The sequence below is a fragment of the Variovorax sp. LjRoot84 genome (genome assembly GCF_964254305.1).
In the GTDB taxonomy this organism is placed as follows: domain Bacteria; phylum Pseudomonadota; class Gammaproteobacteria; order Burkholderiales; family Burkholderiaceae_C; genus Variovorax.
Window position 1 is genome coordinate 2,751,590 of the sequence record NZ_CAXUTE020000001.1, and the last position, 11,925, is coordinate 2,763,514.

General features: G+C 69.9%; 10 protein-coding genes. 8 read left to right on the forward strand and 2 right to left on the reverse strand.

Annotation, left to right across the window (positions count from 1 at the left end; all coding sequences use genetic code 11):
• Both dapC and ACSQ9I_RS13970 read right to left on the reverse strand, forming a co-directional pair.
• Positions 1-1,206, reverse strand: coding sequence for a succinyldiaminopimelate transaminase (dapC, locus tag ACSQ9I_RS13965; protein WP_093107621.1), 1,206 nt, complete (start codon positions 1,204-1,206; stop codon positions 1-3).
• 8 nt (positions 1,207-1,214) lie between these two features.
• Positions 1,215-2,630, reverse strand: a complete 1,416-nt coding sequence (locus tag ACSQ9I_RS13970; RefSeq protein ID WP_436313515.1) for a PLP-dependent aminotransferase family protein — start codon at positions 2,628-2,630, stop codon at positions 1,215-1,217.
• Between the two features lie 176 nt (positions 2,631-2,806).
• On the opposite strand from ACSQ9I_RS13970, the gene ACSQ9I_RS13975 reads away from it, so the two are divergent.
• The 8 genes from ACSQ9I_RS13975 to ACSQ9I_RS14010 are packed head-to-tail and all read left to right on the forward strand — an operon-like array spanning position 2,807 to position 11,924.
• Positions 2,807-4,432 carry an ABC transporter substrate-binding protein gene (locus tag ACSQ9I_RS13975; protein WP_436313516.1) on the forward strand — a complete coding sequence of 542 codons (1,626 nt, stop codon included), beginning with the start codon at positions 2,807-2,809 and terminating at the stop codon, positions 4,430-4,432.
• Between the two features lie 18 nt (positions 4,433-4,450).
• Entirely contained in the window at positions 4,451-5,392 is a 942-nt protein-coding gene (locus ACSQ9I_RS13980) for an ABC transporter permease (RefSeq protein ID WP_436313517.1), read from the forward strand.
• 5 nt (positions 5,393-5,397) lie between these two features.
• Entirely contained in the window at positions 5,398-6,270 is an 873-nt protein-coding gene (locus ACSQ9I_RS13985; RefSeq protein ID WP_436313518.1) for an ABC transporter permease, read from the forward strand.
• 10 nt (positions 6,271-6,280) lie between these two features.
• On the forward strand, positions 6,281-7,930 hold the full coding sequence (locus ACSQ9I_RS13990; protein WP_436313520.1) for a dipeptide ABC transporter ATP-binding protein: 1,650 nt from the start codon (positions 6,281-6,283) through the stop codon (positions 7,928-7,930).
• 37 nt (positions 7,931-7,967) lie between these two features.
• Positions 7,968-9,377 carry an amidase gene (locus ACSQ9I_RS13995; protein ID WP_436313521.1) on the forward strand — a complete coding sequence of 470 codons (1,410 nt, stop codon included), beginning with the start codon at positions 7,968-7,970 and terminating at the stop codon, positions 9,375-9,377.
• Positions 9,377-10,069, forward strand: coding sequence for an AzlC family ABC transporter permease (locus tag ACSQ9I_RS14000; RefSeq protein WP_436313522.1), 693 nt, complete (start codon positions 9,377-9,379; stop codon positions 10,067-10,069). Before ACSQ9I_RS13995 ends, ACSQ9I_RS14000 begins: the two co-directional genes overlap by 1 nt.
• Positions 10,066-10,395: an AzlD domain-containing protein gene (locus ACSQ9I_RS14005; protein ID WP_093107605.1), complete on the forward strand. Its 330-nt coding sequence runs from the start codon at positions 10,066-10,068 to the stop codon at positions 10,393-10,395. The genes ACSQ9I_RS14000 and ACSQ9I_RS14005 overlap by 4 nt, the downstream gene beginning before the upstream one ends.
• Positions 10,396-10,415: 20 nt before the next feature.
• On the forward strand, positions 10,416-11,924 hold the full coding sequence (locus ACSQ9I_RS14010) for a M81 family metallopeptidase (RefSeq protein ID WP_436313523.1): 1,509 nt from the start codon (positions 10,416-10,418) through the stop codon (positions 11,922-11,924).
• Position 11,925: the final 1 nt, after the last annotated feature.

Below are 11,925 nucleotides of genomic sequence, written 5' to 3' on the forward strand. Positions count from 1 at the left end.
TCAGCGGCCCCGTTGAACGAACTGGACGATGCGCTGCGCGGCCTCCACGCACTCCTTGGTGCTGGCCACGAGCGCCATGCGGATGCGGCCCCGGCCGGGGTTGGCGCCTTGCGCATCGCGCGCCAGGTAGCTGCCCGGCAACACCGTCACATTGTATTGAGCGTAGAGCTCGCGGGCGAAGGCGGTGTCGTCGCCGTTCCACACTGCCGGCACGCCCGCCCAGAGGTAGAAGCTGGCATCGGGCAGGCGCACATCGAGCACCGGCTCGAGCAGCGGCGTCACGGCTGCGAACTTGGCGCGGTACTGCGCGCGGTTGTCGACCACATGGCTTTCGTCGCTCCAGGCCGCGATGCTGGCCGCCGCCACCGCGCCGCTCATCGCGCTGCCGTGGTAGGTGCGGTACAGCAGGAACTTCTTCAGTATGGATGCGTCGCCGGCGACGAAGCCGCTGCGCAGGCCGGGCACGTTGCTGCGCTTGGACAGCGAAGTCAGCGCCACCAGGTTGCGGAAGTCGTCGCGGCCCAGCTTGGCTGCGGCTTCGAGTCCGCCCAGCGGCGGCTCGTCGCGGAAGTAGATCTCGCTGTAGCACTCGTCGGAGGCGATGACGAAGCCGTGCTGGTCCGCCAGCGCGAACAGCTTCTTCCATTCTTCAAGCGGCATCACCGCGCCGGTCGGGTTGCCGGGCGAGCAGACGTACACCAGCTGCGCGCGGGCCCAGACCTCGGCCGGCACGCTGTCCCAGTCGACGGCGAAGTTGCGCGCCGCCACGCTCGGCACGTAATAGGGCTCGGCGCCTGCCAGCAGGGCCGCGCCTTCGTAGATTTGATAGAACGGATTGGGGGAGAGCACCACCGGCGCCGGCGTCTTCGTGGGGTCGACCACCGTCTGCGCCAGAGAGAACAGCGCCTCGCGGGAGCCATTGACCGGCAACACCTGCGTTGCCGGATCGAGCGCCAGGCCGTAGCGCTGCCGCACCCAGCCGGTGAAGGCCTCGCGCAAGGGCAGCTCGCCCGCTGTCGCGGGGTAGACTGCCAGCGTATCGAGGCTGTTGCTCAATGCATCCTTGATGAAGGACGGCGTCGCGTGCTTGGGCTCGCCGATGCCGAGGCTGATCGGCTCGAAGGCGGGGTTCGGCGTGACGCCGGCGAACAGTTCGCGCAATCGCGCGAAGGGGTAGGGCTGCAGCTTGGCGAGCAGGGGGTTCATGGCTGCGATTATCGCGGGCCCGCCTGCGTTTCAGCCGCAAGAAAGGCGTAGAGACGCGGATCGTCGGCGTAGCCGACGTTGAATCGCATCCATGGCGTCGGCTGCTGGCCGGGCCGGAACAGGTAGCCGGGCGCCAGCATGATGCCTGCGGCCACGGCGCGCTGGGCCACGGCGAGCACGTCGACGTCCTCGGAGGGAAAACGGGCCCACAGGAACGGACCGCCCGCCGGCCGCGTGAACACCTCCAGGCCCGCGGCCGCAAGGCCGTCGCACACCGCGTTCTGCGCGGCGCCGAGCCGTGCGGCCAGCCGGGCGATATGGGCGCGAAAGCGCCCCTCGACCAGCACCGCATGCACCAGCTTCTCGCCCAGTTCGGAACTGGTGAGGCTGCTGACCATCTTCTCGTAGATGAGCTTTTCCGCGAACTCCTCGCTGCTGGCGACGAAGCCCACCCGCAGGCTGGGGGAGATCGTCTTGGAGAAGCTGCCGACGTAGATCACGCGGCGCAGCTGGTCCAGGCTCGCCAGGCTGGTGGCGCCGGGCGGTTCCAGGCCGGCCATGACGTCGTTCTCCACCACGCGGAAGTCGTACTGCTCGGCCAGCCGCAGGATCTGGTAGGCCACGGCCGGCGAACACTGGCTGCCCGTGGGGTTGTGCAGGTGGGTGCTGATGAAGAAGGCCTTGGGCCGGTGGCGCTGCGCCAGCGCCTGCAGGGCCACGAGGTCGGGGCCGTCGAGCTTGCGCTCGACGCCGATCAGGCGCACGCCGAGCGATCGCAGGGTGGCGAAGAAGTTGGTGGAACCCGGGTCGTCCACCAGCACCGTGTCGCGCGGCTGCAGCAGGCAGCGGCCGGCGAGTGCCAAGGCCTGCGTGGCGCCGTGGGTGAGCACGATCTGGTGCGGCGTGGCGTCGACGGCGCGCGCGGCCAAGAGGATCTGGATCTGCTGGCGCAGCGGCAGGTAGCCGTAGGGCGTGCCGTAGTTCGCCAGGCCGGCGGACTTCTTGCGCGCCAGGCCCGCCAGCGCCTGGCGCACGCCGTCGGTGTGCAGCCAGTCGGGCGGCAGCCAGCCGCAGCCGGCATTGAGCAGCGTGCTGTCGTCCTCATAGACGCGCCGTATCAGCCACAGCGAATCGACCGAGGTATGGCCGACGAAGGGCTTGCGGCGCTGCTGCATCGCGGTGCGGCTGCGGTTCGCGGCGACGAAGTAGCCGCTGCCTGGCCGCGCCTCCACATAACCCTCGGCCACCAGCCGGCTGTAGGCATTGGTCACGGTCATGGTGCTGATGCGGCATTCGCCGGCCAGCGCGCGCACCGATGCGAGCCGCGTGCCCGGGGGCAGCGCACCCTTGTCGATCTTCTCGACCAGCGCCTCGTAGACCTGCCGCACCAGCGGTACGGGCCGGGTGCCGTCAATGGAAATCATCGGTGCGTTCATCCAGGGTGGGGTACGGGTCGGTGCACTGTATATGGGCGTGCACCGCCTTGCTCAGTCTCGTGATCGTGCATGCTGATATAGCGCACATCGCACGAACTGTATATATCCACTTCGCGCATTCCCTGACTCAATCGGCGGCTCGTCTCATCCATCGGGAAATGCACATGCAGAAGCTGAATTTCACGCGCTCCCTTGCCGGCGGCATCGCCGGCGCCTTCACGCGCCGGCAGGCCGCCTGGTGCGTGGCCGCTGCGCTGGCCGCGAGCGCTGCCGTGCCGGCGCTGGCGCAGTCCTCGACGCTCAAGATCATTCCGCACTCGAACATCACGGTGCTCGACCCGATCTGGACCACGGCCTATATCTCGCGCAACTTCGGCTACATGATCTACGACACGCTGTTCGGCACCGACATCGACGGCAAGATCAAGCCGCAGATGGTCGACAAGTGGAGCGTCTCGAAGGACGGCAAGACCTGGACCTTCACGCTGCGCGACGGGCTGGAGTTCCACGACGGCAAGCCCGTCACCAGCGAGGACGTGGTCGCGTCGCTCAAGCGCTGGGCGAGCCGCGACACCTTCGGCGGCCAGCTCGCCAAGGTCACCGACAAGTACGAGACGCCCGACGCCAAGACCTTCGTCCTGGTGCTGAAGGAGCCCTTCGGCCTGGTGCTCGAAGCGCTGGGCAAGCCCTCGGCGAACGTGCCTTTCATCATGCCCAAGCGCGTGGCCGACACGCCCGGCGACACGCAGATCAAGGAGACGATCGGCTCCGGCCCCTTCGTCTTCAAGGCCGACGAGTTCCGGCCCGGCGAACGCGCAGTGTTCGTCAAGAACGCCAAGTACAAGCCGCGCGCCGAAGCACCTTCGGGCACCACCGGCGGCAAGCAGGTCTACGTCGATCGCGTCGAGTGGCTCATCATCCGCGACGCGCAAACGCAAATGAATGCGCTGATCAACGGCGAGGCCGACATCCTCGAGCAGCCGGCCTTCGAGCAGTACGCCTCGCTGCGCACCAACCCCGACATCCAGCTGATCGATGCGCAGCCGGCCGGCAACCAGTTCATCTTCCGCTTCAACTTCCTGCACGCGCCCTTCGACAACGAGAAGATCCGCCGCGCCGCGATGATCGCGATGGGCCAGGAAGCCTTCCTCAAGACGCAGGTGGGCGCGCCCGGCCTCACGCGCTACTGCAAGAGCATGTTCCCCTGCGGCACGCCCTTCGAGTCGACGAACACCGGCGACTACAGCGGCGTGGCGAATCCGCAGAAGGCCAAGGCGCTGCTGCAGGAGGCCGGCTACAAGGGCGAGCCCGTGGTGCTGATGCGCCCGACCGATCTCGCCGCCATCGCCAAGCTGCCGCTGGTGGCCAAGCAGCAGCTGGAGCAGGCCGGCTTCAAGGTCGACCTGCAGACCATGGACTGGCAGACCCTGGTGGCGCGCCGCGCGAAGAAGGACCTGCCTTCCGCCGGCGGCTGGAATGCGTTCATGACCTCGTGGACCTCGTCCGACATCCTCAACCCGCTGACCATGGCGATGATGAACGCGGCCGGCGACAAGGGCTGGTTCGGCTGGCAGGACGACGCCAAGCTCCAGGACATCAAGACCCAGTTCGCCAAGGCCGCGACCGAGGCCGACAAGAAGAAGTTGGCCGAGCAGGCGCAGTTGCGCGCTTTCGAAACGGTGACGCACGTCCCGGTGGGCCAGTACAGCCAGCCGGCCGCCGTGCGCAAGGGCGTGAGCGGCCTGGTGCCGGCCGGTGCGCAGGTGTACTGGAACATCAAGAAGCAATAAGGCCGCCGGCGTCCATCCATGCTCAGCTTTCTTGCCAAGCGCCTGCTGGCCACGCTGCCGGTGCTGCTGGTGGTGGCGATCGCGGTCTTCATGATCGTGCGCCTCACCCCCGGCGATCCGGCGGCGGTCATCGGCGGCAACAGCGCCACCAGCGAAGACCTCGACCGCATCCGCGAGCAGCTCGGCCTCACCCGGCCGCTGTGGACGCAGTTCCTGCTCTGGGGCGAGGGCGTGCTGCGCGGCGACCTGGGCTTCTCCTTCTTCCTCAACAAGCCGGTGCTGACGCTGATCGCGCAACGCATGGAGCCCACGCTCTCGCTCGCCGGCGGCACGCTGCTGCTGGTGGTGGCGATCGCGCTGCCGCTGGGCACGCTGGCGGCCTGGCGCATGGGCGGCTGGCTCGACAAGACGGTGATGGCCTTCTCGGTGGCCGGCTTCTCGGTGCCGGTGTTCGTGGTCGGCTACCTGCTGATCTATGTGCTCGCGCTCAAGCTGCAGTGGTTTCCGGTGCAGGGCTACAGGCGCCTCGCGGGCGGCGTCGGGCCCTGGCTGCAGCAACTGGTGCTGCCCTGCCTGACGCTGGCCGTGACCTACGTGGCGCTGCTGGCGCGCGTGACGCGCGCGGCCGTCAGCGAGGCGCTGACCGAGGACTACATCCGCACCGCCCGCGCCAAGGGCATCACCGAACTGCAGGTGCTCAAGCACCACGCGCTGCGCAACGCGGCGGTGCCGGTCGTGACGGTGATCGGCGTCAGCGCCGCGCTGCTGCTCGGCGGCGTGGTGGTGACCGAGACCGTGTTCGCCATTCCGGGCCTGGGCCAGCTGACTGTCGACGCGGTGCTCAACCGCGACTTCCCGGTGCTGCAGGGCGTGGTGCTGTTCTTCGCGCTGCTCTATGTGCTGGTCAACCTGCTGGTCGACTTGAGCTACCTGTTCCTCGACCCCCGTATCCGCTACTGACCACCATGGGCACTCTATGCAAACTCTGGCGCAACGGCGCCGTGCGCGGGGGCGTCATCGTGCTCGCGGTGCTGGTCGTGCTGGCCGCTGCGGCGCCCTGGCTCGGCACCTTCGATCCGGCCGCGATGGATCCGAGCTACGTTTCGGTGCCGGCCGGCAGCGCCGGCCTGGTCACGCTGCCCGACGGGCGCGAGCTGCAGCACACCTTCTGGATGGGCAGCGACAACTTCGGCCGCGACATCTGGAGCCGCGTGCTCTACGGCACCCGCATCTCGCTGGTGGTGGGCATCTTCACCGCGGCGGCGGCGATCGTGTTCGGCTGCCTGCTGGGCATGCTGGCCGGCTACTTCCGGGCGGTGGATGCGGTGCTGATGCGCATCATGGACGGCCTGATGGCGATCCCCGCGGTGCTGCTCGCGATCACGCTGGTGGCGGTGCTCGGCGCCAGCCTTCCGACCGTGATCCTCGCCATCGCCATGCCCGAGGTGCCGCGCGTGACGCGGCTGGTGCGCGCGCTGGTGATGGGGTTGCGCGACGAGCCCTTCGTCGAGGCGGCGCGCGCACTGGCCACGTCGAATGCCGTGATCCTCTGGCGCGACATCCTGCCCAACGCGCTGGCGCCGCTGATCGTGCAGGGCACCTTCATCGCCGCCTCGGCGGTGCTGACCGAGGCCATCCTGAGCTTCCTCGGCCTGGGCCTGCCGGCCGACGTGCCGACCTGGGGCAACATCATGGCCGAGGGGCGCGTGCTGTTCTCGCAGGCGCCGGGCAACGTGCTGTTCCCGGCCCTGTTCCTGGTGCCCACGGTGCTGGCCATCAATCTGCTGGGAGACGGCCTGCGCGACGTGCTGGACCCCAAGTTCTCCAAGCGCGTTTGAGGACGGCCGCATGACCACCCAACCCCAAGCCGCGGTGCCCGTGCTGCTGGTCGAAAACCTCCAGGTGGCGCTGCCGGCCGATGCCGACCGGCCCCATGCCATCGAGAGCCTGAGCGTGCGCATCGAGGCCGGCCGCACGCTGTGCATCGTCGGCGAATCGGGCTCCGGCAAATCGGTGCTCGCCACCACCGTGATGGGCCTGCTTGCCAAGGGCCTCGGCGTCGGGGCCGGCCGCATCTCGCTGGCCGGCGAGATGCTGCTGGCCGGCGGGCGCTACGTGTCGGACAAGCGGCTGCGCGAACTGCGCGGCACCGGCATGGGCATGGTGTTCCAGGAGCCGATGACCGCGCTGAATCCGGTCCACAGCTGCGGCGAGCAGGTGGACGAGCTGCTGCGTACCCACACGGCATGGAATGCGGCCGAGCGCAAGGCGCGCATCCTCGCCATCTTCGAGCGCGTGCGCCTGCCGGACCCGGCGCGCATGTTCGCAAGCTATCCGCACCAGCTCTCGGGCGGCCAGCGCCAGCGCATCGTGATCGCGATGGCGATCATCCTGAAGCCGCGGCTCCTGATCTGCGACGAGCCCACCACCGCGCTCGACGTGACCACGCAGGCCGAGATCCTCAAGCTCATCGCCGAACTGCAGGCCGAGCAGGGCAGCGCGGTGCTCTTCATCACGCACGACATGGGCGTGGTGGCCGAGATCGCCGACGACGTGATGGTGATGCACCGCGGCAAGGTGGTGGAGCAGGGCCTCTGCGAGCAGGTGCTGCGCGCGCCGCGCGAGGCCTACACGCGCATGCTGCTGGACGCGGTGCCCGGCATGACGCCGCCGCCGCCGCGCGACCTGCCGGGCGGCGCACCGATGCTCGCGGGCCGCGGCGTGGGCAAGACCTACGCGCGGCGCGACTGGATGGGCCGTGCCAGGCACAACACCGCACTGCGCGACGCCAGCGTGGCCGTGCACCGCGGCGAGACCGTGGGCGTGGTGGGCGAGTCCGGCTCGGGCAAGTCGACCTTCGCGCGCTGCATGATCCGCCTGATCGATCCGAGCGAAGGCAGCGTGCACTGGGGCGATGCCGAGGTGCAGCAGCTTCCCGAGGGCCGCCTGCGCCCGCTGCGCTCGCGCGTGCAGGTGGTGTTCCAGGACCCGAACCGCTCGCTCAATCCGCGGCGCACCGTCGGCTCCTCGATCGTCGAGGGCGCGATGAATTTCGGCATGGACCGGCAGCAGGCGCGCCACAGCGCCGAAGAGCTGATGGACCGCATCCAGCTGCCGCGCGCCGGGCTCGAGCGCTACCCGCACCAGTTCTCGGGCGGCCAGCGCCAGCGCCTGGCGATTGCGCGCGCCATTGCCTGCCAGCCGCAGGTGCTGGTAGCCGACGAGGCCGTCTCGGCGCTCGACGTCTCGGTGCAGGCTCAGATCCTGGAATTGCTGCGCGAGATTCAGCGCGACCTCGGCCTGGGCATCCTGTTCATCACGCACGACCTGCGCGTGGCCGCGCAGCTGTGCGACCGCGTGATCGTGATGAGCCAGGGCAGCATCGTGGAACAGGGCGCCACCGGCGAGGTGTTCCGCCGGCCGCAGCACGACTACACGCAGCGCCTGCTGGCCGCCGCGCCGCGCGCGGAGCTGGCGCGCAGTCCGCTGGCGGCCTGAACCATCCATTCCTTCAGAAACAGAGAACCACCCTCTCATGACAGAACTCCACGCACTCCCGGCGCTCGAGATGATCGCTGCCTACAAGAGCGGCACGCTCTCGCCCGTCGAAGTCACGCAGGCCGTGCTCGACCAGATCGCACGCTGCGAGCCGCGGCTGCAGGCCACCTATGCGCTCGACCCCGAGGGCGCGCGGGCCATGGCCCGCGCCTCCGAAGCGCGCTGGCGAGCCGGCACGCCGCTGGCCTGCGGCGGCGTCACGCTCGACGGCGTGCCGGCCACCATCAAGGAGAACATCGCGACCCGCGGCGTGCCGGTGCCGCTGGGCACGGCCGCGACCGAACTCGTGCCCGCCGCGGCCGATGCGCCGCCGGCGGCCAGGATGCGCGAGGCCGGCGCGGTGTTCCTCGGCAAGACCACGATGCCGGAGTACGGCATGCTGTCCTCGGGCCTGTCGAGCTTCCATCCGTTGACGCGCAACCCGTGGAACACTGACAAGAATCCCGGCGGTTCGAGCGCCGGCGCCGGTGCGGCCGCAGCCGCCGGCTACGGGCCGCTGCACATCGGCACCGACATCGGCGGCTCGGTGCGTCTGCCGGCCGCCTGGTGTGGCGTGGCCGGGCTCAAGCCCAGCCTGGGCCGCATCCCGATCGACCCACCCTACATGGGCCGCGTCGCCGGCCCGATGACGCGCACCGTCGCCGACGCGGCGCTGATGATGGCCGTGCTGTCCCAGCCCGACGCGCGCGACCACATGAGCCTGCCGCCGGCGCAGATCGATTGGCTGGACCTGGAGCGCGACATCCGCGGGCTGCGCATCGGCCTCTTGCTCGACGCCGGCTGCGGCATGCCAGTGGACCCGCAGGTGCGCGCGGCGGTGGAGGCGGCGGCGAAGCTGTTCGAAGCCGCCGGCGCCGTCGTCGAACCCATGACGCCCTGGATGAACGACGAGATGCTGCATGGCGTCGATACCTTCTGGCGCATCCGCTCGGGCATGGACGTGCAGGCGCTCGCGGCGGACAAGCGCGCGAAGCTGCTGCCCATCGTGCGTGCCTGGGCCGAGGCCGGGCTGGGCCTGACGGGCGAAACCGCCTTCCATGGCTACACCCAAACATTCAAGACCCGCGCCGCAACCGTAGCCGCCACGCAGCCCTACGACTACGTGATCTCGCCCGTGTCGCCCAACACCAGCTTCGCGGCCGAATGGGCCTACCCGACCAACGATGTCGCGACCGCGATGGACCACATCGGCTTCACGCTGCCCTACAACATGAGCGAGCAGCCGGCCGCCTCGGTCAACTGCGGCTACGACAGCAACGGCGTGCCGATCGGCCTGCAGATTGCGGGGCGCCGCTTCGACGATCTCGGCGTGCTGCAGATCGCGCGGGCCTGGGAATCGATGCGTCCGGCCCAGCGCCCCTGGCCCGCCATCCCGCTCGAACGCTGATGACAGTGCGCTGGCAGCCGGAGTTCGTGCAGGGCGCACGCGCGATCGCCGGCCCTGCGCTGGGCACCGTCGCGATGGGTCTGGCCACCGGCGTCGCGATGGCCAAGAGCGGGCTCGCGCTGCCGGTGGTGCTCGCGATGTCACTGGGCGTGTTCGCCAGCGCCTCGCAGCTGGCTTGCGTGCCGCTCATCATGGCCGGCGCGCCCTTGTGGGTGATCGTGCTGACCGCCGGCATGCTGAATGTGCGCTTCGTGGTCTTCAGCGTGCATTGGCGGCACTACTTCGGCCGGCTGCCGCTCGGGCACCGGTTGCTGCTGGGCTATCTCGCGGGCGATCCGGTCTATGCGCGCTTCGTGCAGCGCCATCCGCGATCCGCGGCCGGGCAGCTGCCGTACTTCCTCGGGCTTGCGCTGACGAACTGGGCCGTCTGGCAGTTGTCCTCGCTCGCAGGCATCTTTTTGGCCGATGCGATTCCCGTCGAGTGGGGGCTGCGCTTCGTCGGCGTGCTGGCGCTGCTCGCGTTGGCGCTGCCGATGCTGTCTGACCGCGCGGCCTGGCTCTCGGCCGCCGTGGCCGGCGCGGTGGCGCTGCTGGCCTGGCCGCTGCCGCTGGGCCTCAATGTGGCCGTCGCGATCGCCGCGGCAATGGCCGCGGGCCTTTGGGCCGACCGACGCGCGGGCCGTCTCGCATGAGCAACCTGCACGCCTGGATCGCCGTCTTCGCGCTGGTGGCGGTGACGGTGCTCACGCGCGGCGTGTTCCTGCTGCCGCGCCGCGAGCCGCGCCTGCCGGCCTGGCTGCAGCGCAGCCTGCGGCACGCGCCGCTCGCGGCGCTGGTGGCCGTGGTCGTGCCTGAGGTGCTGCTGTCGCAAGGCCACCTGCCGACCGACTGGCGCGATGCGCGCTGGTTTGCGGTCGCCGCCGCGACCGCCTGGTACGCATGGCGGCGCGACATCACCGGTACCATCTTCGTCGGCGCCGCCGTGCTGCTTGCACTGCGGCTCGGGCTGGGCTGGTAGCACTTCACACAAGGACACCCATGAACATCCTGATCGCCGGCTTCCAGCACGAGACCAACACCTTCGCTCCGACACGTGCCGACTGGGCCGCCTTTCTGCGCGGCGACAGCTTCCCGGCCTATGCGGAAGGGCCGGCGATGCTGGAGCGCTTCACCGGCTCCAGCCTGCCGGCGGGCGGCTTCATCGCCGAGGCGCAGGCGCGCGGCTGGCAACTGCTGCCGTCCTGCTGGGCCGGCGCCACGCCCTCGGCGCAGGTGACGCGCGACGCTTTCGAGCGCATCGCGGGCACCGTCGTCGAGGCGGCGCGCAGCGCGCTGGCCGGGCCGGGACTGGATGCCATCTACCTCGACTTGCATGGTGCCGCCGTGGCCGAACACGTCGACGACGCCGAGGGCGAGCTGCTGGCACGCCTGCGCGCGCTGGTCGGGCCCGAGATGCCGATCGTCGCCAGCCTGGATCTGCATGCCAACGTGACGCAGCAAATGCTCGAGCTGGCCGATGCGCTGGTGGCCTACCGGACCTATCCGCACGTGGACACCGAAGCGACCGGCCGGCTGGCCGCGCAGCTGCTGGAACGGCGCCTCGCGCGTGGCGCACGCGAGCCTGTCGCGGCGCGCCGCATCCCCTTCCTGATCCCGATCAACGCCGGCTGCACCATGATCGAGCCGGCCGGTGCGGTCTACCGTCAGCTGCCCGGGCTGGACGTACGCCACGCCACCATCGCCAGCGTGGCGATGGGTTTTCCGGCGGCCGATTTCCCCGAGTGCGGGCCGATGGTCTGGGCCTACGGCGACGCGGCCCAAGCCGTGGTGGACACGCTGTACACCGACATCTGCGAGCCGGCAGCGCGCTGGCGCGTAGCCACCTGGACGCCGGACGATGCCGTGGCCCAGGCCATCGAACTGGCGGGGCCGGCCGCACGCCCGGTGGTCATCGCCGACACCCAGGACAACCCCGGCGCCGGCGCCGACAGCAACACCACCGGCATGCTGCATGCGCTGCTTCGCGCGGGCGCAGGACAGCGCTTTCCACAGCAGGTAGCGCTCGGGCTGTTGTACGACCCCGAGTCCGCCGCGGCGGCGCATGCCGCGGGGCGGGGCGCGCGCCTGCGCCTGGCGCTGGGCCGCTCGGTACCCACCTGGTCGGGGCAATGGAGCGACCCGCCGGTGGAAGCCGAATGCACGGTGCGCGCGCTGCATGAAGGCGGCATCGTGCTGCAGGGGCCGATGATGACGGGCGTGCGAGTCCGGCTCGGCCCTTGCGCCTGCCTGGACGTGGACGGCGTGCTGGTCGTGGTCGCCAGCGGCAAGAAGCAGATGCTCGACCGCGCGCTGTACCGCTGCGTGGGCATCGAGCCGGAGCAGATGAAGATTCTCGTCAACAAGAGCTCGGTGCATTTCCGCGCCGACTTCGCGCCGATCGCGCATGAGATCCTGGTGGCGCGCGCGCCGGGCCCGATGTCCGCCGATCCGTCGGACCTGCCATGGACCCGGCTGGCGGCATCGACATCGCCCCGGGTGCCGGATTGAG